Consider the following 24,753-nt stretch of genomic DNA (forward strand, 5'->3'; position numbering starts at 1 on the left):
GCCATGAGCACAGACACCAGCCCCGCGATCGAACTGCGGGGCGCGAGCAAAGTCTTCAGGACTCCGTCAGGAGGACTGCACACCGCGGTCAGGGAGCTGGATCTGACCGTCGGTCGCGGCGAGTTCGTCGCCGTCGTGGGGCCCACCGGCTGTGGCAAGTCGACCACCCTGACCCTCGTCAGCGGCCTTGAAGTGCCCAGTGAGGGCGAGGTCCTGGTGGCCGGCGAGCCGGTCCGCGGCGTCGGCGACAAGGTCGGATTCGTCTTCCAGCAGGACGCGACCTTCCCTTGGCGCACGGTGCTGTCGAACGTCATGGCAGGCCCGCGCTTCCGCGGCGTACCGAAGGCGGAGGCGAAGCAGAAGGCCCGCGAGTGGCTGGCCCGGGTCGGACTCGCGGCCTTCGAGGACCGCTACCCGCACCAGCTCTCCGGCGGTCAGCGCAAGCGCGTCGCACTCGCCGCGACCTTCGTCAACGACCCCGAGATCCTGCTGATGGACGAGCCGTTCTCGGCGCTCGACGTGCAGACCAGGGCCCTGATGTCGGACGAGCTCCTCGAACTGTGGGAGGGCACGGGCGCCTCGGTCGTCTTCGTCACCCACGACCTGGAGGAGTCCATCGCGCTCGCCGACAAGGTCGTCGTGATGACGGCGGGCCCCGCCACCGTGAAGCAGGTTTTCGATATCGACCTGCCGAGGCCGCGCAAGGTCGAGTCGGTCCGACTGGAGCCGCACTTCATCGAGATCTACCGCGAGATCTGGGAGTCGCTCGGCGAAGAGGTCCGCATCACCCGTGAGAGGGGTGCCGCCCATGTCGCCTGAGATCATGCCCGAGGCCGTCGTCGCACTGTCCGCCGAGACCGCCAAGACGGCCGGCGGCCTCTCCCGGGCACGCGCCGCCCGCAGACGCAAGGTGGTCGTCTCCGTCGCCCGCGTGCTGCTCCTGGTCGCCGTGCTCGGCCTGTGGGAGGTCCTCGCACGCGCCAAGGTCATCGACCCGTTCAACTTCTCCATGCCCTCGAAGATCTGGGACCAGATCCAGGAATGGGTCACGCACGGCACCGCCCTCGGCTCCCTGGGGGAGCAGATCTGGTACACGCTCTACGAGGCGCTGCTCGGCTGGGTCATCGGTGTGATCGCCGGTGTGGTGCTCGGTATCACGCTGGGACGCATCACGTTCCTCGCCGATGTGCTGGGCCCCTACATCAAGGTCCTCAACTCCATCCCGCGCATCGTGCTGGCACCGATCTTCGTGATCTGGTTCGGGCTCGGCCCGGCCTCCAAGGTCGCCTCCGCCGTGGTCCTGGTGTTCTTCCCGGTCTTCTTCAACGCCTTCCAGGGCGCCCGCGAGGTCGACCGGAACCTGGTCGCCAACGCCCGCATCCTCGGGGCGAGCGATCGCCGGGTGACGCTTCAGGTGGTCGTCCCGTCCGCCACGTCGTGGATCTTCACCAGCCTCCACGTCAGCTTCGGCTTCGCCCTCATCGGCGCCATCGTCGGCGAGTACATCGGGGCGACCAAGGGCATCGGCCTGCTCGTCGCGCAGTCGCAGGGCACCTTCAACGCCGCCGGCGTCTACGCCGCGATGGTGATCCTCGCGGTCGTGGCGCTCTTCGCCGAGGGGCTGCTGACCTTCGCCGAGCGCCGCATCTTCCGGTGGAAGCCCGCGAGTTCCGACAGCTGAACGCCAGTCCCCCGTACGCACCCCTCTCTCGTACCGCCATCTCACAAGGACGTGACCGAACATGCGTAAGACCGTCAGAATCCCGGCGTTGGCAGCGGCCGGCCTGCTCGCACTCTCCTCGCTCACCGCCTGCGCCGACGACGCGGCCGGTTCGGCCGCCGACTCCGGTAGCAAGGGGGACGGCAAGGGTGAGCACGTCAAGATCATGGTCGGTGGCCTGGACAAGGTCATCTACCTGCCCGCGATGCTCACCCAGCGGCTCGGCTACTTCAAGGACGAGGGCCTCGACGTGGAGATGCTGAGCGAGCCGGCCGGTGTCCAGGCCGAGACCGCGCTGGTCAGCGGCCAGGTCCAGGGCGCCGTCGGCTTCTACGACCACACCCTCGACCTGCAGACCAAGGGCAAGGCCGTCGAGTCCGTCGTGCAGTTCTCGCGGGCCCCCGGCGAGGTGGAGATCGTCTCCAACAAGGCCGCGGCTGACATCAAGTCCCCCAAGGACTTCAAGGGCAAGAAGCTCGGCATCACCAGCCTCGGCTCCTCGACGGACTTCCTCACCAAGTACCTCGCGGTGAAGAACGGCGTGCAGGTCAGCGAGTTCACGCCGGTCGCCGTCGGTGCCGGACCGACCTTCATCGCCCCGCTGAAGAAGGGTTCCATCGACGGCGGCATGACCACGGACCCGACCGTGGCGACGGTCCTTGACCAGAAGCTCGGCAAGATCCTCGTCGACATGCGCACCCCGGAGGGTTCGCAGGAGGCGCTCGGCGGACCGTACCCGTCGTCCAGCCTCTACATGCAGACGGACTGGGTGAACAGCCACAAGGACACCGTCCAGAAGCTCGCCAACGCCTTCGTGAAGACCCTCAAGTGGATGTCCACGCACAGCGCCGACGAGATCGCCGCCAAGATGCCGGCCGACTACGCGCAGGGGGACAAGGACCTCTACGCCCAGTCGATCAAGAGCACACTGCCGATGTTCACGACCGATGGCGTCATGCCCGAGAACGGTCCCGAGACCGTCGAGCGTGTCCTCAAGGCGTTCAACCCCAACATCAAGAACGCCAAGGTCGATTTGAGCAAGACGTTCACCACCGAGTTCGTGGAGAAGGCCGCCGGCTGATCCCTGGTCTACGGCCGACCCCTCCGACAGCCGTGCGTGCGGTCGCCCAGCGGCCCCCACGCCCTCGGCCACCGCACCCTCAGACGCGGGCCGCCCAGACGTAGCAGTGCTGCGGGCGGCCCGCGTCGCCGTATTTCAGCGTCAGCCTGGCCTGGCCGGTGCGCTCCAGCAGCTTCAGATAGCGCTGGGCCGTCTGCCGGCTCAGCCCCGTCCGGTCCGCGATCTCCTGTGCCGACAGCGGGGCCTCGGCGCTCTCCAGCGCCCGGCGTACGAGCTCCGCGGTGTTGCGGGAGTGGCCCTTGGGCAGCTCCGCCTGCGAACCGGCCGACAGGGCGCCGAAGATCCGGTCGACCTCGGCCTGCTCGGCCTGGCCGCCGGAGTCGAGAGTGCGGCGCAGCTCGGCGTACGCCTCGAGCTTGGCGCGCAGTCCCGCGAAGGCGAAGGGCTTGACCAGGTACTGGAGTGCGCCGAGCCGCATCGCGGCCTGGACGGTGGAGACGTCACGGGCCGCGGTCACCATGATCACGTCGGTCTGGTGGCCGCGGCGCCGCATCTCGCGCACCACCGCCAGGCCTGTCTCGTCCGGCAGATAGTGGTCGAGAAGCACCAGGTCGAGCCGGGGGAGGCTGTCCACCAGCCGCAGCGCCTCGGCCCCGGTGTGCGCCTCGCCCGCGACGTGGAAGCCCGCGACCTTCTCCACGTACGCGGCATTGACCCGCGCGACCCGGGTGTCGTCGTCCACGACCAGTACCTCGATCATCGCGACTCCTCCATCGTGGTCGTACGGGCGGCATCCGCACTGCTCGTGGCGTCCGGTGCGCCCGTTGCGCCGTTGGCGCCGGTGGCGGATTCCGGTGCGATGCCGGGCTCCGTGAGCGCCTCCGGTGCCATGCCGGGCTCCGTGAGCGCCTCCGGAAGGACCACGGTGAACTCCGCGCCTCCGCCGACCGCCTCGCCGACCTCCGCCCTGCCGCCCTGCCGTTCGGCGAGCCGGCGTACCAGGGCGAGGCCGATGCCCCGTTTGCCGTGGGCCGGGGGCTTCTTCGTGGACCATCCCTCGGTGAAGATCAATTCGCGCTGTTCCGCCGGAATCCCGGGCCCCGTGTCCCGGATGCGGAGGATCGCCGTGCGCCCCTCGGCGCGCAACGTGACCTCCACGCGCGCGTGCGGAGTCCCTGCGACGGCGTCCAGTGCGTTGTCGACGAGATTGCCGACGACAGTGACCAGTCCCCGGGGGTCGATCAGCCGGTCGGGGAGCAGGGTGTCGTCCGAGATCCACAAGGCCACGCCGCGCTCCGCCGCGACCGTGGCCTTCCCAACCAGCAGGGCAGCGAGCAGGGGATCGTGGATCTTCTCGGTGACCTGTTCGGCCGTGGCGCGGTGATCGCCGACCACCTCGCCGACGAACTCCACCGCGTCGTCGTACATCTCCAGCTCCAGCAGCCCGAGGAGCGTGTGCATGCGGTTGGCGTGCTCGTGGTCCTGCGCGCGCAGGGCGTCGATCAGGCCGCGGGTGGAGTCGAGCTCGCGACCGAGCTGCTCGAGCTCGGTGCGGTCGCGCAGGGTGGCGACGGCGCCGCCGTCATCGGTGGGCATACGGTTCGCGACGAGTACGCGCTGGCCGCGCACCGTCAGCAGATCGGTGCCGGTGACGCGCCCGGCCAGCACATCCGTCGTACGCCCCGGTCCGAGCGCCGTGTCCAGGGGCTGCCCGATCGCCTCCGCGTCGAGCGCCAGGAGCCGCTGGGCCTCGTCGTTGAGCAGCCGGATCCGGCCACCGCGGTCCAGGGCGACCACGCCCTCGCGTATGCCGTGCAGCATCGCCTCGCGCTCGGCGAGCAGCGCGGAGATGTCCGAGAAGGCCAGGTCGCGGGTCTGCCGCTGCACCCGCCGGGAGATCACGTACGCGGCGAGCGCACCGACGGCCAGGGCCCCGCCCGCGTACGCGAACAGCCCCGGTATGGCGTTGATCAACCGGGCCCGGACGCTGTCGTACTCGATGCCGACGGAGACCGCGCCGATGATCGTGCCGTCGGCGTCGCGCAGGGGGACTTTGCCGCGGGCCGAGCGGCCGAGCGTGCCGCTGTCGATCTGCATGACCTCGTGGCCGGCCAGCGCCGCACTGGGGTCGGTCGAGACCCGCTTTCCTATCTCCTCGAGATCGGTGTGCGACCAGCGGATCCCTTGCTTGTTCATGATCACGACGTATTCGGCGCCGCTGGCCCGCCGTATCCGCTCCGCCTCGACCTGCACGGGCCCGTCGCGCGTGGGCCGCGACGACTGCAGATCCTCGGCGATCTGCGGCTGCGCCGCCGTGGTCTGCGCGATGGCGAGCGCACGCCGCATCGCCTGGTCGTCGAGTTGCTCGCTGAGCGGGGCGAGGAAGAGCCCGGTGGCGAGCACGGCGACACCAGCGGCTATCGCCAGCTGCATCAGCAGCACCTGGGAGAAGACGCGCCGGGGCAGACCGAGGCGCAGTCGTCGGGCGGCGGGGGTCGGGCTCATGGGTACGAAGGTACGGGGGCGGGCGGGCTACGCCTAAGCCCCTGTGGCGCCTATCTCAGCGGGTGAGGCAGGCCGTGCGGGCCGCCGGACGGAACTCCCGCACCGCAACGACGTCCATCCTCGCCGGTGAGCCCAGGGGAGAGCCGCAGCTCTCGGGGCGGGGCGGCAGGGAGGCCCCCTGCGCGACGGTGACCCGCCACTGGCGCCCGTCCGTGTGAGCGACGGTCACGTCCCAGCGCGGAGCGGTGCCCTCTGTCCGTTCGACGGTGAGCATGTCGGCGCGGTCTTCGCCCGTCGACGTACGCACCGCCAGCTCGGCGGCCTGCCCCGGCCGCTCCCAAGCGGAGTTCCCACGACACCTTTGGGTGACGATGCGACCCGTCCGGACCCCTTCGAGGATCTCCTTCACATGGTGAGCCGCGACGCGGCCGTACGCGTATCCGTACGGCAGCACCAGGAGCGTCGGGGAGAACCGGTGGCCGCCGAGGTGGGTGACCTCCCAGACGCCGTCGACCCCGGACGCCTCAAGCTCGGCGGCGAGGGGCCGCCCAAGGAGGGCGCAGCAGCGGTCGCGCTTGCCGTTGGTGCAGACGAGGGTGAGCGGGGAACCGGTGTGGGCGCCGCCCTGGAGGACGCGGTCGAAGGTGCGGTGATCGCCCATGCCGAGGGCCTGGAAGTCGAGCTGGAGCAACTGCTCGGGGGATTCTGTAGTGGCGCTGCGCAGCCAGGTGTTGCCGGGGGCGGTGTGGGCTGCGTACACCTGCCGGCGGGTGGGCGTGTGGCAGTCGGCGTGGCGTCCTGGGCGCCGGATGAGGGCTACTCGTACGCCCGTCCCTTGGGCCGCCGCCTCCAAGGCGCGGCCGAGCACCGGGTCTAGGTGGCTGGATGTGAGCGCCTTGGCACCCCAGGGGCCCGGCTGCTCCACCAGCAGCCATGTCCGCGCCGTGGCGGCGGTCCCGACGAGGGGCTCGTCGAGGGCCTGGGAGGCGGTCGCGCAGGTACTCACGTAGGTGAGCCTAACCTGAATCACCGGTCTGCGAATCTTGGGGCATCCGAGATCGAAAACGTTGCGGGTCCGGCACCAACGCGTGTCGGTGCCGGACCCGGGAAGTCTGAGGGTGGCTAGGCGTCGGGGATGTCCGCCTTCGCACGGACCAGGGTCTCGCGGCTCACGATCACGATGCGCTCGTATTCGGCGCGAGACGCGTCCGGAGGCAGCTCCTTCTCGAGCGCGGCGGTGGCCTCTGTCCCGATGACTGCGAAGTTCCCGTCGCTCAATTCGAAGAGGTCAGGGCACGTCTGGCCAGTCGCGCTACCCCGCTCGCGGGGCGAAGCGCCGATGCGGCGCACGATCTTCAAGAGGATCCCGGTCCTTGGCAATAGTTGTAGTGGTGTGCGGGCAGGGACAGCTGAGGCCCGAAAGGACGGGGAAAGAGTACCCCTCGGATCTTGGCCTGGTACGCGTGACGCACTAGGCCAAATGGCCCTACTCGTTGGGGAGTTCGCCCACCACCCACCATTGCTCTGTATCAGCGTCCTCCTGGTCCCGGATCAGCTTGTCCATCATCTGGCCAAGCTCCGCCTCATCCGAGAATCCGGGGAGGCTCGCCCGATGGTGGCGGGTGGCCTCCCAGTAGTCGCGGAACACCCGGTTCTGACACATCACTCGAAGGTGTCCATAGAGTTCCGCTCGGCTCAAGGCTCCGATCCGGTGAGAGTGGATGGAATTGATGTACATCGCGTTGGCGAACAGGTACTGGCGTTGAACGTCTGCCGGTACCTCGCTGTCATACGTGTCCAGGACGGTAGCCAGAGCCGGATCGCTCATGGCCTTGCAGAGCAGTTCGAAGTTGAGCCGGTGCTGCTGGTTGAGGGCGTCGTATCTGCGCTGCTGCGCCGCCAGCCGCGCCAGAGTCCCCGCAGCCGCGAGTGCCAGCACTGCTGCCGCGGGGCCCAACCCCCGTATCCCAAGCTTCTGTGTGGCCATGTCAACCCCCGATTCAGGCGACCGTCCGCCGGGCGTCGGGTGCGGGTCGACGGGATTGGACCGGCGAGCGATGGTGTCGCGCTTGCCGTCTCCCAGGGTGCCGAGCGGCTCTGATCGGCGGGAGGCGGTAGAGGAGGCGCACGGAAGTAAGGTTTTGTCGTGCGTAACCGGCGCCGTGCTTGGTGTGTGCCCAGCAAGCACTGCTAACAATCGTTCACTTTGCCGCCGTTCTGGGCGCACATATTCTGGGTCGGTCTCTGTCGTCGAACAAGAACCGCCGTACAACACCCGTTTCACAAGAAAGGTCGCCAGTTGAGTGAGCGGCAGGTCCCGGTCGTCGTACTCGCGGGGTTCCTGGGATCCGGGAAGACCACGCTGCTCAACCACCTCCTGCACAGCAGCGGAGGCAGTCGGATCGGTGCGATCGTCAATGACTTCGGGGCGATCGAGATCGACGCGATGGCTGTGGCGGGAGCGCTCGGCGACTCCACCGTCTCGCTCGGCAACGGCTGTCTGTGCTGCGCCGTGGATGCGAGCGACCTCGACCAGTACCTGGACAAGTTGACCCGGCCCTCCGCCCGTATCGATGTCGTCGTCATCGAGGCGAGCGGCCTCGCCGAGCCGCAGGAACTCGTCCGCATGCTTCTCGCCAGCGAGAATCCGCGCGTCGTGTACGGCGGGCTGGTCGAGGTCGTCGATGCCGCCGAGTTCGGCAACACCCGGGAGCGGCATCCGGAGATCGAGCGGCATCTGGCCATCGCCGACCTCGTCGTGGTCAACAAGGCCGACCGTGTGCCGGAGGAGCAGCGGGAGCGGACCATCGAGCTGGTCCGCGGGCTCGCCGGTCGTGCGGCCGTCGTCCCCGCGTCGTACGGGCGGATCGATCCGGAGCTGCTCTTCGACCGCAAGCCCGCCGAGGAGCGTATCGGGCAGCTCTCCTTCGATGACCTGCATGACCATGACGGTGCGCAGGACGACGGGCACCATCACAGCGGCCATCTGCACGCCGCCTACGACAGTCTCTCCTTCACCTCCGACGTGCCGCTGAGCCCGCGTCGGCTGATGGAGTTCCTCGAACGCCGGCCCGAAGGGCTCTACCGCATCAAGGGCCACGTCGACTTCGGCGCGGCAGACGTGCGCAACCGGTACGTCGTGCACGCCGTCGGCCCGTTTCTGCGGTTCTACCCGGAGCCCTGGGCGGTCGGCGAGGCGCGGCTCACCCAGCTTGTCCTCATCGGTTCCGGCATCGACATCGCCGCTCTTCACAAGGAGCTCGACGCCATCCGTGACGACTGCCTCGGCAGCCCGGACGCCCCCCACGCCGACGAGCGCAGCATGTGGGGCGTCCTCCGCTACGTACAGAAACCAGAGGAAGCCGAGGCCCCGCAGGGAGCCGAGATCCTGCGGGAACTCGACTACCTGCAGGAATCCGAGCAGGCAGAGGCCGGCTGACCTCGCGCCTTACGCCGGCGGGCCCGCCACCACCGCCACCGGCTTGCCGAGCGACACACCCGAGCCGTCCCGGCGCGGGTCGATCTCCGGCAGTTCCGTCGGCGTGCCGTTCTTCTGCGCCGCGCGGGCGGGTGTCGCGCCGGCCCAGGCGAAGCTCAGGCAGTCCTCGCCCTTCAGGAAGCGCTGGCAGCGCACGCCGGCCGTCGCGCGGCCCTTGCGCGGGTACTGGTCGAAGGGGGTCAGCTTGGCCGTTGTCTGGACCGAGTCGTCCAGCGTGCCGCGCGAGCCCGCGACCGTGAACACCACCGCGTCCACCGAGGGGTCGACCGCGGTGAACGAGATGACCTTCGCGCCCTCGGCGAGCTTGATGCCCGCCATGCCGCCGGCCGGGCGGCCCTGCGGGCGGACCTGCGATGCCTGGAAGCGCAGCAGCTGGGCGTCGTCCGTGATGAAGACCAGGTCCTCCTCGCCCGTATGCAGCTCGACCGCGCCGACGATCCGGTCGCCCTCCTTGAGGGTGATGACCTCCAGCTCGTCCTTGTTCGACGGGTAGTCCGGGACGACACGCTTGACGACGCCCTGCTCGGTGCCGAGAGCCAGGCCGGGAGACGACTCGTCGAGGGTCGTCAGGCACACGACCCGCTCGTCGGCCTCCAGGGACAGGAACTCCGACAGCGGGGCGCCGCCCGAGAGGTTGGGCGACGGGGTCGACTCCGGGAGCTGCGGCAGGTCGACCACCGCCACCCGCAGCAGCCGGCCGGACGACGTGACCGCGCCCACCTCGCCGCGTGCCGTCGCCGGCACGCACGACACGACCACGTCGTGCTTGACGCGCTTGCCGCCGCCGTCCTCGAAGGGGTTGCCGTTGGGCGTACGCGCCAGGAGACCCGTCGACGACAGCAGAACCCGGCACGGGTCGTCGGCGACCTGCAGCGGCACCGCGGCCGCGGGGGCGTCCGCCGACTCCAGCAGCACCGTGCGCCGTTCGGTGCCGAACTTCTTGGCCACCGCGGCCAGTTCGTTCGACACGAGCTTGCGCAGCTCGGCGTCCGACTCGAGGATGCGGGTCAGCTCCTCGATCTCCGCGTTCAGCCGGTCCCGCTCCGCCTCGAGCTCGATACGGTCGAACTTGGTGAGGCGGCGCAGCGGCGTGTCGAGGATGTACTGCGTCTGGACGTCGCTCAGCGCGAACCGCCTCATCAGGCGCTCCTTGGCCTGCGCGGAGTTCTCGCTGGAGCGGATGAGCTGGATGACCTCGTCGATGTCAATCAGTGCGACCAGCAGGCCGTCGACCAGGTGCAGCCGGTCGCGCTTCTTGCCGCGGCGGAACTCGCTGCGGCGGCGCACGACGTTGAAGCGGTGGTCGAGATAGACCTCGAGCAGCTCCTTCAGGCCCAGCGTGAGCGGCTGGCCGTCGACCAGCGCGACGTTGTTGATGCCGAAGGACTCCTCCATCGGCGTCAGCTTGTACAGCTGCTCCAGGACCGCCTCCGGCACGAAGCCGTTCTTGATCTCGATCACCAGGCGCAGGCCGTGCGCACGGTCCGTGAGGTCCTTGACGTCGGCGATGCCCTGCAGCCTCTTCGAGCCGACCAGGTCCTTGATCTTGGCGATCACCTTCTCCGGGCCGACGGTGAACGGCAGCTCGGTCACGACGAGGCCCTTGCGGCGCGCAGTCACGGTCTCCACGGACACCGTGGCGCGGATCTTGAACGTGCCGCGGCCCGTCTCGTACGCGTCCCTGATCCCGGAGATGCCGACGATGCGGCCGCCCGTGGGCAGGTCGGGGCCCGGGACGTACTTCATGAGCGTGTCGAGGTCGGCGCCCGGATACCTGATCAGATGGCGGGCGGCGGCGATGACCTCGCCGAGGTTGTGCGGCGGCATGTTCGTCGCCATGCCGACCGCGATTCCGGACGAGCCGTTCACCAGCAGGTTCGGATACGCGGCGGGCAGGGCGACCGGCTCCTGCTCCTGGCCGTCGTAGTTCGGCTGGAAGTCGACCGTGTCCTCGTCGATGGACTCCGTCATCAGCGACGTGGCGTCGGCCATCCGGCACTCCGTGTACCGCATGGCGGCCGGCGGGTCGTCGTTGCCCAGCGAGCCGAAGTTGCCGTGGCCGTCGACCAGCGGCACGCGCATCGAGAAGGGCTGGGCCATCCGCACCAGGGCGTCGTAGATCGACGCGTCGCCGTGCGGGTGCAACTTACCCATGACCTCGCCGACGACGCGGGCGCACTTCACATAGCTGCGGTCGGGGCGCAGGCCCATCTCGTTCATCTGATAGACGATGCGGCGGTGCACGGGCTTCAGGCCGTCCCGGGCGTCCGGCAGGGCCCGGGAGTAGATCACCGAGTAGGCGTACTCGAGGAAGGAGCCCTGCATCTCGTCGACGACGTCGATGTCGAGGATCTTCTCCTCGAAGTCGTCGGGCGGCGGGGTCTTCGTGCTGCGGCGGGCCATCGCTGCTGCGGCTCCTTCACACTGTCTGCCGGGCCATCGGGCTCAGGGCCATGAACGGATCTGCTGCGGACCATTGTGGACCGCCCCACGGACAACTGTGGACCGGGCCACTGACAACGGCGGCGGCGGGCCGCCTGACCACGTCTGGGGCGCCCCCGGCAGGAGGCGCCCCAGACGTGCGGAACGATTGCCCACAACGGGAGCGGCCGCGGCAGGCCCGCTGGAACTTCGCCAGGTGTCAGCGTGCTTGCATACAGTGGCAGGAGCTGCAGAACCTTTCAGTTTCGCGATCGAAGGGACGTACATGCCCATGGGTCACACGGCCACAGCTCAGGCCGGTTCCGGCGGCCTGACAGCGACCGAGCACCGGCTGGCCAACGGCCTGCGCGTCGTGCTCTCCGAGGACCACCTGACCCCGGTCGCCGCGGTCTGCCTCTGGTATGACGTCGGCTCGCGCCACGAGGTCAAGGGTCGCACCGGCCTTGCCCACCTCTTCGAGCACCTGATGTTCCAGGGCTCGGCCCAGGTGACGGGCAACGGCCACTTCGAGCTGGTCCAGGGCGCCGGCGGCTCGCTGAACGGCACCACGAGCTTCGAGCGCACCAACTACTTCGAGACGATGCCCGCGCACCAGCTGGAGCTCGCGCTCTGGCTGGAGGCCGACCGTATGGGCTCCCTCCTCGCCGCCCTCGACGAGGAGTCCATGGAGAACCAGCGGGACGTCGTCAAGAACGAGCGCCGCCAGCGCTACGACAACGTGCCGTACGGCACGGCCTTCGAGAAGCTGACCGCCCTGTCGTACCCGGACGGCCACCCCTACCACCACACGCCGATCGGCTCGATGACCGACCTGGACGCGGCGACGCTCGAGGACGCGCGGACCTTCTTCCGCACGTACTACGCGCCGAACAACGCCGTCCTGTCGGTCGTGGGCGATATCGACCCGGAGCAGACGCTCGCCTGGATCGAGAAGTACTTCGGCTCCATCCCGTCGCACGATGGCAAGCCCGCCCCGCGCGACGGAAGCCTCCCGGAGATCATCGGCGAACAGCTGCGCGAGGTAATCGAGGAGGAGGTCCCGGCCCGCGCCCTGATGGCCGCCTACCGGCTGCCGGAGGACGGCACGCGTGCGTGCGACGCGGCCGACCTGGCGCTCACCGTCCTCGGCGGCGGCGAGTCGTCCCGCCTCTACAACCGCCTCGTCCGCCGCGACCGCACCGCCGTCGTGGCCGGATTCGGGCTGCTCAGGCTGGCCGGAGCCCCGTCGCTCGGCTGGCTGGACGTGAAGACGTCCGGCGATGTGGAGGTCCCGGTCATCGAGGCCGCCGTCGACGAGGAGCTCGCCCGGTTCGCCGAGGAGGGCCCCACGCCGGAGGAGATGGAGCGCGCGCAGGCGCAGTTGGAGCGCGAGTGGCTGGACCGGCTCGGCACGGTCGCGGGCCGCGCCGACGAACTCTGCCGGTACGCCGTCCTGTTCGGCGACCCGCAGCTCGCCCTGACCGCCGTCAAGCGGGTGCTCGAGGTCACGCCGGAGGAGGTGCGGGACATGGCCAGGGCCCGCCTGCGGCCGGACAACCGCGCGGTGCTCGTCTACGAGCCCCTCGCGCACCCCGAGGCCGCCGAGGACACCGACGACACCGCAGACGAGGAGGCGGCGAAGTGACCGAGGCTGAAAACACTGTGATCATGGAATTCCACCCGCAGCCCCAGGCAGGCCCCGCCAAGCCTTGGGCCTTCCCCGCACCCGACCGCGGCACGCTGGACAACGGCCTCACGGTGCTGCGCTGCCACCGCCCCGGCCAGCAGGTCGTCGCCGTCGAGATCCTTCTCGACAGCCCGCTGGACGCGGAGCCGGCCGGCCTGGACGGCGTCGCCACGATCATGGCCCGGGCCTTCTCCGAGGGCACCGACAAGCACTCGGCGGAGGAGTTCGCCGCCGAGCTGGAGCGCTGCGGCGCCACGCTCGACTCGCACGCCGACCACCCCGGCGTACGGCTCTCGCTCGAAGTCCCCGTCTCCCGGCTGCCGAAGGCCCTCGGCCTGCTCGCCGACGCGCTCAGGGCGCCCGCGTTCGCGGACAGCGAGATCGAGCGGCTCGTACGCAACCGGCTCGACGAGATCCCGCACGAGACCGCCAACCCGGCCCGCCGCGCCGCCAAGGAGCTCTCCAAGGAGCTGTTCCCGGCGGACTCGCGCACGTCCCGCCCCCGGCAGGGCACCGAGGAGACGGTCGCGGGCATCGACTCGTCGGCCGTGCGCGCCTTCTACGAGAAGCACGTACGTCCCGCCACGGCCACCGCCGTCGTCGTGGGCGACCTCTCCGGCACCGACCTGGACGCGCTCCTCGCGGACACACTCGGCGCCTGGACCGGCTCGCCCGCCGAGCCCCGCCCCGTGCCGCCGGTGACGGCCGACGACACCGGCCGCGTCGTCATCGTCGACCGCCCCGGCGCGGTCCAGACGCAGCTGCTCATCGGCCGGATCGGCCCGGACCGCCACGACCGCGTCTGGCCCGCCCAGGTGCTCGGCACCTACTGCCTGGGCGGCACCCTCACCTCGCGCCTGGACCGCGTCCTGCGCGAGGAGAAGGGATACACCTACGGCGTAAGGGCGTTCGGCCAGGTACTGCGCTCCGCGCCGGACGGCAGCGGCGCCGCGATGCTCGCCATCAGCGGCTCGGTGGACACCCCGAACACCGGCCCGGCGCTCGACGACCTGTGGAAGGTGCTGCGTACGCTCGCCGCCGAGGGCCTCACGGACGCCGAGCGCGACGCCGCGGTGCACAACCTGGTGGGTGTCGCGCCGCTCAAGTACGAGACGGCGGCGGCCGTTGCGGGCACGCTGGCCGACCAGGTCGAGCAGCATCTCCCGGACGACTTCCAGGCGGAGCTGTACCAGCAGCTCGCCGCGACCGGCACAGTCGAGGCCACGGCCGCGGCGGTCAGCGCCTTCCCGGTGGACCGTCTGGTGACCGTCCTCGTGGGTGACGCGTCCAAGATCGAGGAACCCGTCAGGGCACTCGGAATCGGTGAAGTGACGGTCGTCACGGGCTAGTCCGGACGCGGTACCGCCCGCCCGGCATCCGGGCGGGCGCCGCACAGGCCCGGAGGGACCCCGGTGGCTGCAGAGCCACCGGGGTTCTCGTTTGTCCGAATTGTTGGAGAGCCTGCCTGTCTGCCCTGTGGCATGCACTACAAATCACATGCTGCGTTTGTTGATTGAAAGATGTCCCGTTTAGCGTCGGTCCGGCTGTTCGTCAGGCAGTGCGCCGCGCCCGCGGCACCGGACAGTCATCGCCGAGTCCCCGGACGGTGTGAGCCAGGGGAGCCGGGGACCCATCGCAGTCCCCTGGGGTGAATCGGGGTCCTTGACCGTGTCGAGGGGCCCGTAGGAGACCTTCCTGCTCCGAACCCGTCAGCTAACCCGGTAGGCGAGAAGGAAGGAAAGGACCAGCCACTACATGGCGTTCACCCGCGCCACCGGGAAGCATCGTCGTCCGAGCCGCCTCACCCGCAGGACCGCAAGCGCGGCGGGTATCGCGGCCCTCACCACCACCGGCGTCATGGGCACCCTCGCCGCCCCCGCCATGGCAGCCGACACGACCGCCGAGCAGACCGGCCTGACGCAGGCCGTCACCCTCGGCGAGTCCATCGCCGAGAAGATCGACGCTCAGGCCGCCGCGCAGCAGCAGGCAGCCGAAGAGGCCGCCGCCAAGAAGAAGGCCGCCGAGGAGAAGCGCAAGGCCGAGGCGAAGGCCAAGAAGGAGCGCGAGGCCAAGGAGCGTGCGGCCAAGGAGCGCGCCGCGCGCGAGGCCGAGCGCAGGCGCCTCAACGCCTTCGTGCTGCCGATCACCGGTTCCTATGTCTCCACCGGCTACAAGACCGGCGGCTCTCTGTGGTCGTCCGGCAGCCACACCGGCGTCGACTTCCACGCCGCGTCCGGCACTCCCGTCCACTCCGTCGGCTCCGGCACCGTCGTCACCGCCGGCTGGGGCGGTTCCTACGGGAACCAGATCGTGATCAAGATGAACGACGGCACGTACACCCAGTACGGCCATCTGTCGTCCATCGCCGTCTCCGTCGGCCAGAAGGTCACGCCTGGGCAGCAGATAGCCCTATCCGGCGCGACCGGCAACGTCACCGGGCCGCACCTGCACTTCGAGGCCCGGACCACCGAGGAGTACGGCTCCGACATCAACCCCCTCGCCTATCTGCGCTCGCACGGCGTGAAGATCTGACGCGAGAGCGGTTCCGGTGACGGTCCGGTCCGGGAGCGGATCGGGGCAGACCGGACTCGTTTCTCGGAGGCCCCGCTTCACCGAAGCTCGGCTTCATGGAAGCCCTGGCTCATCGAGCCGGGGCTTTCGTCGTTCCCGAGCGCCGATTTGTCCAAAAAATATCCATGGATTCCGGCCCGCCGTCGGAAATTCCCGCACGTTGCAATAGAGTCAGTCAACAGGCGTCAATCGACCGCGTTTCGCGGGGATTAAGGCGGAGGTCCGGTCATGCAGATTCCCGCGCACTCGGTATGCACGGCAATCCGCGACGACATCGTCGCGGGTGTCTACGAGCGCGGAAGCCGGCTCACCGAGGAACTGCTCGCGCGCCGGTACGGGGTGTCCCGTGTCCCGGTGCGCGAGGCCCTGCGCACGCTGGAGGCCGAGGGCTTCGTCGTGACGCGCAGGCACGCGGGCGCCTGCGTCGCCGAGCCCACCGAACAGGAGGCCGCCGACGTGCTGGAGATCCGCATGCTGCTCGAGCCGCTGGGCGCGGCCCGCGCGGCGCAGCGCCGTACCGAGGCGCACCTGAAGGTGCTGCGGGGCCTGGTCAGGCTGGGGCAGGAACGCGCCAGGCGGGGCCACAGCGAGGATCTGCGGTCGCTGGGCGGCTGGTTTCACGAGACGCTGGCGCAGGCCTCGGGCAGCCCGGGGCTGACGTCGCTGCTCACCCAGCTCCGGCACAAGATCGCCTGGATGTACACCGTCGAGACGCCCGCCCATCCCGTGGAGGCGTGGGCGGAGCACGGCGCGATCGTCGACGCCGTGGCCCGCGGCGACGCGGAGCGGGCCCGGTCGCTCACGACGCTGCACACGGAACGGTCCACTGTCGCCCATCGGCTGCGATTTCCCGACCGCGGGGACCGTGTGAGGGGTTCGCAACATGCCGTAAACACTGTGAGCCCGCGGCATTAACAGACGCGCCGTATACAAAGAGAGATATTCGGTGGGGGTCTCTTTTTGCTGCCCATTTATCGGGGTGCGCGGAATTCCCGGTCGGGCTTCGGAAGGTATGGCGCGCGGCCCGGAGTGTGGCGCCAAAAAACAGCGGAGCCGCGCCGCCTCCGAAAAGGAAGCAGACGCGGCTCCGCCGCAATTCGCCTGTTGTCGTCAGACGGTCTCGGGAAGCTCCTCGAGACCCTCGGAGACCAGCTTCGCCAGCCGGTCGAGGGCGGCATCCGCCCCGTCGGCTTCGGACGCGAGAACGATCTCCTCGCCGCCCTGGGCGCCGAGGCCCAGCACCGCGAGCATCGACGCCGCGTTGACCGGGGTGCCGTCAGCCTTGGCGATCGTCACGGGGACGCCCGCGGCTGTGGCCGCACGGACGAAGATGGAGGCGGGGCGGGCGTGGAGACCCTCGGCCCAGCCGACGTTGACGCGGCGCTCAGCCATGTGATGCTGCCCTTCAGGATTATCTCAGGGTTGTCTAGACCAGTGTTCCATACCGGGGACGTGCCCGGAACGGTCGGGAACGGTCCCGGAACCGTCAGGAACGACCGGAAACGGCCGGGAACGGTTCGTCGTCCCGCACCCAGCTGCTCCAGTTCTCCCGGAACGTACCCGTCTGGTCGAACGGAAAGCCTAAGCCCGTCCTGCTCCGAGTGTCCCCGGTGCCCCGTACGCTGGCCCCATGCACACCCCGTCGCAGCCCCCGTCGGAGCAGCACGCATACCCCGCTCACTGGGAGGCCGACGTGGTGCTGCGCGACGGCGGCACCGCGCGGATCCGGCCGATCACCATCGAGGACGCCGACCGGCTGGTCAGCTTCTACGAGCAGGTCTCCGACGAGTCGAAGTACTACCGCTTCTTCGCCCCCTACCCCCGGCTCTCCGCCAAGGACGTCCACCGCTTCACCCACCACGACTACGTGGACCGGGTGGGCCTCGCGGCCACGGTGGGCGGCGAGTTCATCGCGACGGTGCGCTACGACCGGATCAACGCCCACGGCATGCCGGCCTCCGCGCCCGCCGACGAAGCCGAGGTCGCCTTCCTCGTCCAGGACGCCCACCAGGGCCGCGGCGTCGCCTCCGCGCTCCTCGAACACATCGGCGCCGTGGCCCGCGAGCGCGGCATCCGCCGCTTCGCCGCCGAGGTGCTGCCCGCCAACACCAAGATGATCAAGGTGTTCACGGACGCGGGCTACACCCAGCAGCGCAGCTTCGAGGACGGCGTCGTACGCCTCGAGTTCGACCTCGAGCCGACGGACCGCTCGCTCGCCGTGCAGCGCGCCCGCGAACAGCGTGCCGAGGCCCGCTCCGTCCAGCGGCTGCTCAGGCCCGGTTCGGTCGCCGTCATCGGCGCCGGGCGCGCGCCGGGCGGCGTGGGCCGCAGCGTGCTGAACAACCTCCTCGATGCCGGGTTCACGGGCCGCCTGTACGCCGTGAACAAGGCGTTCCCGCAGGAGCAGACCGAGCTAGACGGCGTGCCCGCCCACCGCTCCGTACGCGACATCGCCGAACCCGTCGACCTCGCCGTCGTCGCCGTACCCGCGGCCCATGTGCCGGACGCCGTCGCCGAATGCGGCGAGCACGGCGTCCAGGGACTCGTCGTGGTCTCCGCCGGATACGCGGAGAGCGGCGCCGAAGGCCGCGAGCGGCAGCGCGAACTCGTCCGCCAAGCACGCTCGTACGGCATGCGCCTCATCGGCCCCAACGCCTTCGGCGTCATCAACACGGCGCCGGACACACTGCTCAACGCCTCACTCGCCCCTGAGGTGCCCCGGCGCGGCCGCATAGGTCTGTTCACGCAGTCCGGCGCGATCGGCATCGCGCTGCTGTCCCGGCTCCACCGGCGCGGCGGCGGGGTCACCGGCGTCACCGGCGCCTCGACCTTCGTGTCCGCCGGCAACCGTTCGGACGTGTCGGGCAACGACATGCTGCAGTACTGGTACGACGACCCGGACACCGACGTCGTACTCATGTACCTCGAATCCATCGGCAACCCGCGCAAGTTCACGAGGCTCGCCCGGCGTACCGCGGCCGCGAAGCCGCTCGTCGTGGTGCAGGGCGCCCGGCATAGCGGGGTCGCGCCGCTCGGGCATGCGGTGCAGGGCACGCGCCTGCCGCACGCCACGGTTTCCGCGCTGCTGCGGCAGGCGGGCGTCATCCGCGTGGACACGATCACGGAGCTGGTCGACGCGGGGCTGCTGCTTGCCGGGCAGCCGCTGCCGACCGGTCCCCGGGTGGCCATCCTCGGCAACTCCGAGTCGCTCGGTCTGCTCACGTACGACGCGTGCCTGTCCGAGGGGCTGCGGCCGTTGCGGCCGCGCGATCTGACGACGGCGGCGACGGCGGAGGACTTCCGGGGTGCGCTGGGCGCTGCGCTGGCTGACGATCACTGTGACGCGGTGGTCGTCACGGCGATCCCCGCGCTGGGGGAGGACGGGGAGGATGATGTCGCACTTGCGGGGGCGCTGCGGGAGGCTGTGGCGGCGGGGCCGGCTAAGCCGGTGCTGGTCGTCCATGTCGAGCTTGGGGGGCTCGCCGCGGCGTTGTCTGCTGCGCGTAGCACCAAGCCGGGCAGGTACGACGGAAGCGGCACCGCCGTCGTGGGTGGTGCCCACCCGTTCCGCCCTGCGGAACGCCTGCCCACCACGGGAGCCGCCGAGACGCCGCCCACTACGGTTCCGCCCGCCGAGCTCCCCCGTATCCCCGCCTACCCCGCCGCCGAGCGGGCCGTGCGGGCGCTTGCCGAGGCCGTCAAGTACGGGCAGTGGCGGCGGGAGGCCGCTGAGCCCGGGAAGGTCCACGAGTACGAGGACATCGACGAGAGCGGCGTGGCAGAGATGATCGACGGGCTGCTGGCCCGCGGCGACGGCGACCCGCGCGGCATGAGCCTCACCGCGGAAGAGGCCCAGGAGCTGCTCGGCCGGTACGGCATCCACGTACGCGTCGCCCTGCCCGCGCCCGGCCCCGACGAAGCCGTGCAGGCGGCCGGGCGGCTCGGCTACCCCGTCGCGCTGAAGACCACGGCCCCGCATCTGCGGCACCGCCCCGATCTCGGCGGCGTACGCCTCGACCTGGCCGACGAGGAGCAACTGCGTCGCGCCTACGCCGAGTTGACCGAGGCCCTGGGCAAGCCGGAGGAGCTGCGTCCGGTCGTGCAGGCCATGGCGCCGCGCGGGGTGGACACCGTCGTCCGTGCGGTCATCGACCCAGCCGCCGGAGCCGTGCTGTCCTTCGGGCTTGCCGGAGCCGCGTCTGAGCTGCTCGGCGACACGGCGCACCGGCTGATCCCGGTGACGGACCGGGACGCGCAGTCCGTGGTCCGGTCGATCCGGACCGCGCCCGTCCTGTTCGGCTGGCGCGGTGCGGCACCCGTCGACACGGCCGCACTCGAAGAGCTGCTCCAGCGGGTCTCCCGGCTCGTCGACGATCACCCGGAGGTCGCCGCCGTCTCGCTGGAGCCCGTGGTCGTCGCCACACACGGGCTCTCGGTCCTCGGCGCGTCGGTGCGGCTCGCACCGCCGCCCGCCCGCAGCGACCTCGGCCCCCGCACCCTGCCCGCTTACTGAGACGCCGCCCGAGACGCCTCCTGACGCACATCGGGCCAGTCCCAGGGCCGTAGGATGGTCCGCATGGCCAAGACCAGTACGACGACCCAGGGGCTGCGAGCGGCGATCGAGCGCAGCGGCTATTACCCGGCCCTCGTGGCCGAGGCGGTGGAGGCCGCTGTCGGCGGCGAGGCCATCGGGTCGTACCTGGTCCACCAGGAGACGACGTTCGACGCGAACGAGGTCCGCCGCCATGTGACGGTCCTGGTCCTCACCGGCACGCGCTTCATCGTCAGCCACACCGACGAGCAGGCCGCGGACAACACGTCTCCGACACCGTACGCAACGACGTCCACCGAGTCCGTCAAGCTCGGCCGGATCTCGTCGGTCGTCCTCAGCCGCGTCGTCGCCAACCCCGAGAAGTACGTGCCGGGCACCCTGCCCCGCGAGGTCGTCCTGACCATCGGCTGGGGCGCCGTCTCCCGCATCGATCTCGAGCCCGCCGCCTGCGGCGACCCGAACTGCGAGGCGGACCACGGGTACACCGGCAACTCGACCGCGGACGACCTCAGCCTACGCGTCAGCGAGGCCGGGGACGGCCCGGACGCCGTCCGCCAGACGCTGGCCTTCGCCCAGGCGCTCTCCGAAGCCACCGTGGCGACCGCCCGCTGATGTCCCACACCCCCGCCGCCCATGACGGAGGGCGCTCGGCGGCCGCCCCTCCCGCTACTGCCTGGGACCACCCGGAGCCGCTGCCCGTCGCCTCCGCGCCCGTCCCCGAGTACGGTTCCGGCTCGCTGGCCGACCTGCTGCCGACGCTGGCCGCGGGCCTCGGCGTACCCGGGACCGCCGCCGCGATACCCGAGCTCACCCCCGCCGACCGGAACTGCGTCTTCCTGATCGACGGCCTGGGCTGGGAGCAGCTGAAGGCCCACCCGGACGAGGCCCCGTTCATGACCTCCCTGCTGGAGAGCTCCCGGGGCGGCACGGGGCGTCCCATCACGGCGGGCTACCCGGCCACCACGGCGACCTCGCTGGCCTCGGTCGGCACCGGCCTGCCGCCCGGCGCCCACGGCCTGCCCGGTTACACGGCGCGCAACCCGGCCACCGGCGAGCTGATGAACCAGCTCCGCTGGAACCCCTGGACCGAACCGCGCGCCTGGCAGCCGTACCCCACCGTCTTCCAGCTCGCGGACGCGGCGGGCGTGCACACCGCCCAGGTCTCGTCCCCGACGTTCGAACAGACCCCGCTGACGAAGATCGCGCTGAGCGGCGGAACGTTCCTCGGCCGCCTCTCCGGCGAGGACCGCATGGACCTCGCCGCCGAGCAACTGGCGGCGGGGGACCGGTCGTTGGTCTACACGTACTACGCCGAGGTGGACGGCAAGGGCCACCGGTTCGGCGTCGACTCCGACCCCTGGCGCGGCCAGCTCATGTACGTCGACCGGCTCGTCCAGCGCCTCGCCGAGCAGCTTCCGCCGCGCACCGCCCTGTACGTCACCGCGGACCACGGCATGATCGACATCCCCTTCGACGAGCAGCACCGCATCGACTTCGACGAGGACTGGGAACTGCGCGCCGGAGTCGCCCTCCTCGGCGGCGAGGGCCGGGCCCGCCACGTCTACGCGGTGCCGGGCGCCGAGGCAGATGTCCTGACCGTCTGGCGCGAGGTGCTCGGCGAGCAGTTCTGGGTGGCCGGCCGGGACGAGGCGATCGAGGCCGGATGGTTCGGCCCGCACATCGACGAGCGCGTGTACGCCCGCATCGGGGATGTGGTCGCCGCAGCCCGTGACGACGTACTGATCATCGCGTCGCAGCGCGAACCGAAGGAGTCGGCCATGGTCGGCAACCACGGTTCGATGACCGCCGTCGAGCAGTTGGTGCCGCTCCTCGAAGTGCGCACCTGAGCGCCTTCCTCCCACCCCCGCCCTCCATCTCACGATCCCCCTGCCGAAAGGTCTGCGAATCCCCATGCCCGAACTGGTCTTCTTCTCGGGCACCATGGATTGCGGAAAGAGCACGCTGGCCCTGCAGATAGGGCACAACCGGTCGGCTCGTGGTCTGGTCGGGGTCGTCTTCACCAAGGGCGACCGGGCGGGCGAGGGCCGACTGTCCTCGCGCCTCGGGCTGGTGACGGAGGCGGTCGAGGTCGCCGACGGAATGGACCTGAGCGCCTACCTGGTGGACCACCTGGAGTCCGGCAAGCGGGTGGACTACGTCATCGTCGACGAGGCACAGTTCCTCACCCGCGATCAGGTGGACCAACTCGCCGATGTGGTTGACGAGTTGGGCATGGACGTCTACGCCTTCGGCATCACGACGGACTTCCGCACTGCCCTGTTCCCCGGCTCCCAGCGCCTGATGGAACTGGCCGACCGTGTCGAGACGCTGCAGGTCGAGGCGTTGTGCTGGTGCGGCGCCCGCGCCACGCACAACGCCCGCACGGTGGACGGAGTCATGGTGGTCGAGGGTGAACAGGTCCTGATCGGCGACGTGGACCGCTCTGCGGGCCAGGCCGGGTACGAGGTCCTGTGCCGCCGGCATCACCGCCGCCGGATGACGGCCGCGATGGCCGAGACGCGCTCCGATGCGCTGTCCGAGTGCATGTGACGGGTGCCCCTGAGGCTGCGGACGGCCAGGCACCGAGCTCTGGGCATGGCGTCCTGCAACTGACGTCCTGCGACTGACGATCTGGGACCGACATCTGGGACTGACGTCCTGGGGCCAATTCGGCCTTAGGCGTCCTGCCCACCTACGACCAAGCCGGCATCTGGGCCCCGGTCCTGCTCGTCGTCCTGCGCGCCGCCCAGGGCTTCGTCGGCGGTGAGTGGGGCGGCGCCGCCCTGATGGCGGTGGAGAACGCTCCCCGCAAGTGGCGCAGCCTCTACAGCAGCGGCGTCCAGGTCGGCGCCTCGGTGGGGCTGCTGCTGGCCAACGCGGCCATCAAGATCGTGTCCGGGCGCCTGCCCGAAGCGGACTTCCGCGACTGGGGCTGGCGCGTCCCGTTCCTCCTCAGCGCCGCCATCGTCATCGTCGGCCTCGTCGTGCGCGTCACCGTCGAGGAGTCCGCCGTCTTCACCGAGCAGGTCGCCGCCCGCCCCGTGGACCAGCGTCAGCGGCTGCCACTGCTCGCCGCGATGAAGGCCCACCCCGCCGGATTCTTCGCCATCATCGGCCTGCGGAGTCGAACTCTTCACCTTCTACGGCGTGACCACCTTCCGTGTGAGCTATGGCACCGCAGAGTTCGGCCTGGACCGCGACAGCATGCTCGAGATCAACCTCGTGGTGGGCGCCGCGGCCATCCTCACCATTCCCGTCTTCGCCTACCTCGCCGACCGCTACAGCCGCGGCACCGTATACGCGTGGGGCGCCGGGCTCGGTGTCCTCGGCTCTCTCCCCTTCTTCGCGGCACTGCAGTCCGGCTCGATGGTCCTGATCCTCGTGGCCTCGATCCTGCTGGTCTGCCGGTGGCCACGCATCCAGGCCGCAGGTCATCCTTCCTCGCGGAGCGGGGACAGGGCATCAGTAGATCTGCTGAATCGACTACGCAAAATCTGCCGGATTGCTTGCCTACGCAAGCGGTTCGCGCTGCGTCTCTTCTCAGCGCGCCGTCGTTACGAGCGTGAACACCGCGCCCTCCGGATCAGCCACCGTCGCCGTCCGACCCCTGTCCCCGTCGTGTGGCGGCTGCAACACATGTCCGCCCAGGTCGGTCAGGCGCTCCGCCGCCTCGTCGACGTCCGCGACCTCGAAGTACGTCATCCAGTGAGCGCCGCGGTCCCGCGGCAGCGCACGCCCCACGCCGTGGATGGACGCCACCGGGCGGCCGTCCAGATGCAGCGTCACATAGTCGAAGTCGGCCGAGACGACCGCCTCTTCCTTGTAACCGAACACGGACTGGTAGAACCTGGCGACGCTCGCGGTGTCCTGCGTCATGAGTTCGTTCCAGGCGGGCGCGCCGGGCACTCCGCTCACCGCCATGCCCAGATGGGCGGCGGCCTGCCAGATGCCGAACACCGCACCCGCCGGGTCCGATGCGATGGCCATGCGGCCCGCGTCCGCCGCGTCCAGTGGGCCGACCCCGACAGTGCCGCCGCAGTGGCGCACGGTCGCAGCCGTCGCGTCCGCGTCGTCCGCGGCCAGATACGGAGTCCAGGCGACGGGCAGGCGCCGGCCCTCGGGCATCCGGCCGACGCCGGCCACCTCCTTGCCGTCGAGCAGGGCGCGGACGTACGGCCCCAGTTGCTGAGGGCCGGGACGGAACTCCCAGCCGAACAGTTCCCCGTAGAACCGCTGGGTCGCCTCCATGTTGTGCACCATCAGACTCACCCAGCAAGGTTCACCGAGTGTGCGCCGTGCGCGACCGGAGTCCTCCTGCCGGTCCTCGGGCCCCCGCGCCTCGGTCATCGTCACGCTCTCCTCGACCCCTTCGGTGGAGCCGGATGCCGGATGACGTCCTCGCCGGTCATCCGCAACCGTCACCTGATAGCCCGTCACCTGCTGCCGTCGGTCGTGCTCGCTGCCGCGCTTCACGTACGTGCCGACGCTCCGCGTACGCGCCCCGCGCCCACCCTGCGGACGCCGCCGCGTCAGGCAGATGCTCGCACTCCCTGCCGCGGCCTGTGCCCCGGCCGCGCCGTGTCGGAGGGGCTTGTGGCGTGAGGATGCCCGTGTTCTCGTTGCTCACCGGTTCCAGGGCCGTGGCCGCGCGATGTCGATCAGCTGTACAGCGCGTGTCCGGACCCGCACTGGGCGTGGTCGGACCCTCCCGGCGGAG

21 protein-coding genes and 1 riboswitch are annotated in these 24,753 nt (G+C 70.3%); of the genes, 13 read left to right on the plus strand and 8 right to left on the minus strand.

The features are described from left to right. Positions 1-3 precede the first annotated feature (3 nt). The 3 genes from ABT009_RS27025 (at position 4) to ABT009_RS27035 (ending at position 2,801) form a co-directional block, all read left to right on the plus strand. Positions 4-819, plus strand: coding sequence for an ABC transporter ATP-binding protein (locus ABT009_RS27025; protein WP_351300095.1), 816 nt, complete (start codon positions 4-6; stop codon positions 817-819). Then, the gene (locus tag ABT009_RS27030) at positions 809-1,681 is read left to right on the plus strand and encodes an ABC transporter permease (RefSeq protein ID WP_351300098.1); all 873 of its coding nucleotides are present in this window, start codon (positions 809-811) and stop codon (positions 1,679-1,681) included. The genes ABT009_RS27025 and ABT009_RS27030 overlap by 11 nt, the downstream gene beginning before the upstream one ends. 61 nt (positions 1,682-1,742) lie before the next feature. Then, positions 1,743-2,801: an ABC transporter substrate-binding protein gene (locus ABT009_RS27035; RefSeq protein WP_351300101.1), complete on the plus strand. Its 1,059-nt coding sequence runs from the start codon at positions 1,743-1,745 to the stop codon at positions 2,799-2,801. A 79-nt stretch (positions 2,802-2,880) separates the two neighbouring features. Here the strand turns inward: ABT009_RS27035 and ABT009_RS27040 are convergent, their stop codons facing one another. The 5 genes from ABT009_RS27040 to ABT009_RS27060 form a co-directional block, all read right to left on the minus strand. After that, positions 2,881-3,561, minus strand: a complete 681-nt coding sequence (locus ABT009_RS27040; protein WP_351300104.1) for a response regulator — start codon at positions 3,559-3,561, stop codon at positions 2,881-2,883. After that, the gene (locus ABT009_RS27045) at positions 3,558-5,306 is read right to left on the minus strand and encodes an ATP-binding protein (RefSeq protein ID WP_351300107.1); all 1,749 of its coding nucleotides are present in this window, start codon (positions 5,304-5,306) and stop codon (positions 3,558-3,560) included. Before ABT009_RS27045 ends, ABT009_RS27040 begins: the two co-directional genes overlap by 4 nt. Before the next feature lie 55 nt (positions 5,307-5,361). Then, positions 5,362-6,312 carry a ferredoxin family protein gene (locus tag ABT009_RS27050; protein ID WP_351300110.1) on the minus strand — a complete coding sequence of 317 codons (951 nt, stop codon included), beginning with the start codon at positions 6,310-6,312 and terminating at the stop codon, positions 5,362-5,364. Positions 6,313-6,428: 116 nt separating this feature from the next. Continuing rightward, on the minus strand, positions 6,429-6,665 hold the full coding sequence (locus ABT009_RS27055; RefSeq protein WP_351300113.1) for a hypothetical protein: 237 nt from the start codon (positions 6,663-6,665) through the stop codon (positions 6,429-6,431). Between the two features lie 127 nt (positions 6,666-6,792). After that, positions 6,793-7,293, minus strand: coding sequence for a DUF6082 family protein (locus ABT009_RS27060; protein WP_351300116.1), 501 nt, complete (start codon positions 7,291-7,293; stop codon positions 6,793-6,795). Between the two features lie 312 nt (positions 7,294-7,605). Here ABT009_RS27060 and ABT009_RS27065 point away from each other — a divergent pair, with 312 nt between their 5' ends. Next, entirely contained in the window at positions 7,606-8,745 is a 1,140-nt protein-coding gene (locus ABT009_RS27065) for a CobW family GTP-binding protein (RefSeq protein ID WP_351300119.1), read from the plus strand. Positions 8,746-8,754: 9 nt separating this feature from the next. On the opposite strand, the gene ABT009_RS27070 is transcribed toward ABT009_RS27065, so the two are convergent. Then, complete coding sequence (locus ABT009_RS27070; protein ID WP_351300122.1) at positions 8,755-11,208, minus strand: DNA gyrase/topoisomerase IV subunit A; 2,454 nt, start codon at positions 11,206-11,208, stop codon at positions 8,755-8,757. A gap of 304 nt (positions 11,209-11,512) precedes the next feature. Here ABT009_RS27070 and ABT009_RS27075 point away from each other — a divergent pair, with 304 nt between their 5' ends. The 4 genes from ABT009_RS27075 (at position 11,513) to ABT009_RS27090 (ending at position 16,399) form a co-directional block, all read left to right on the plus strand. Then, on the plus strand, positions 11,513-12,871 hold the full coding sequence (locus tag ABT009_RS27075; RefSeq protein WP_351300125.1) for a M16 family metallopeptidase: 1,359 nt from the start codon (positions 11,513-11,515) through the stop codon (positions 12,869-12,871). 23 nt (positions 12,872-12,894) lie between these two features. Next, positions 12,895-14,262, plus strand: a complete 1,368-nt coding sequence (locus ABT009_RS27080; RefSeq protein ID WP_351300359.1) for a M16 family metallopeptidase — start codon at positions 12,895-12,897, stop codon at positions 14,260-14,262. Between the two features lie 230 nt (positions 14,263-14,492). Then, positions 14,493-14,656: riboswitch (cyclic di-AMP (ydaO/yuaA leader) on the plus strand. Between the two features lie 12 nt (positions 14,657-14,668). After that, complete coding sequence (locus tag ABT009_RS27085) at positions 14,669-15,445, plus strand: M23 family metallopeptidase (RefSeq protein WP_351300128.1); 777 nt, start codon at positions 14,669-14,671, stop codon at positions 15,443-15,445. Between the two features lie 267 nt (positions 15,446-15,712). Further along, positions 15,713-16,399, plus strand: coding sequence for a GntR family transcriptional regulator (locus ABT009_RS27090; RefSeq protein WP_351300131.1), 687 nt, complete (start codon positions 15,713-15,715; stop codon positions 16,397-16,399). 195 nt (positions 16,400-16,594) lie between these two features. Here ABT009_RS27090 and ABT009_RS27095 read toward each other — a convergent pair whose 3' ends face one another. Continuing rightward, positions 16,595-16,876, minus strand: a complete 282-nt coding sequence (locus ABT009_RS27095; protein WP_351300134.1) for an HPr family phosphocarrier protein — start codon at positions 16,874-16,876, stop codon at positions 16,595-16,597. Positions 16,877-17,114: 238 nt separating this feature from the next. On the opposite strand from ABT009_RS27095, the gene ABT009_RS27100 reads away from it, so the two are divergent. The 5 genes from ABT009_RS27100 to ABT009_RS27120 all read left to right on the plus strand — a co-directional run bounded on the left by ABT009_RS27100 (position 17,115) and on the right by ABT009_RS27120 (position 23,602). Then, the gene (locus tag ABT009_RS27100; protein WP_351300137.1) at positions 17,115-19,997 is read left to right on the plus strand and encodes a bifunctional acetate--CoA ligase family protein/GNAT family N-acetyltransferase; all 2,883 of its coding nucleotides are present in this window, start codon (positions 17,115-17,117) and stop codon (positions 19,995-19,997) included. Between the two features lie 63 nt (positions 19,998-20,060). After that, positions 20,061-20,648: a DUF5998 family protein gene (locus ABT009_RS27105; RefSeq protein WP_351300140.1), complete on the plus strand. Its 588-nt coding sequence runs from the start codon at positions 20,061-20,063 to the stop codon at positions 20,646-20,648. Beyond that, positions 20,648-21,883: an alkaline phosphatase family protein gene (locus tag ABT009_RS27110; protein WP_351300143.1), complete on the plus strand. Its 1,236-nt coding sequence runs from the start codon at positions 20,648-20,650 to the stop codon at positions 21,881-21,883. Before ABT009_RS27105 ends, ABT009_RS27110 begins: the two co-directional genes overlap by 1 nt. Before the next feature lie 64 nt (positions 21,884-21,947). Next, positions 21,948-22,586, plus strand: coding sequence for a thymidine kinase (locus tag ABT009_RS27115; protein WP_351300146.1), 639 nt, complete (start codon positions 21,948-21,950; stop codon positions 22,584-22,586). A gap of 185 nt (positions 22,587-22,771) precedes the next feature. After that, on the plus strand, positions 22,772-23,602 hold the full coding sequence (locus ABT009_RS27120) for an MFS transporter (RefSeq protein WP_351300362.1): 831 nt from the start codon (positions 22,772-22,774) through the stop codon (positions 23,600-23,602). Here the strand turns inward: ABT009_RS27120 and ABT009_RS27125 are convergent. Then, on the minus strand, positions 23,577-24,383 hold the full coding sequence (locus tag ABT009_RS27125) for a VOC family protein (RefSeq protein WP_351300149.1): 807 nt from the start codon (positions 24,381-24,383) through the stop codon (positions 23,577-23,579). The two genes, ABT009_RS27120 and ABT009_RS27125, sit on opposite strands and share 26 nt — an antisense overlap. Positions 24,384-24,753: the final 370 nt, after the last annotated feature.

This window comes from Streptomyces sp. NPDC002896, from assembly GCF_040295225.1.
In the GTDB taxonomy this organism is placed as follows: Bacteria; Actinomycetota; Actinomycetes; order Streptomycetales; family Streptomycetaceae; genus Streptomyces.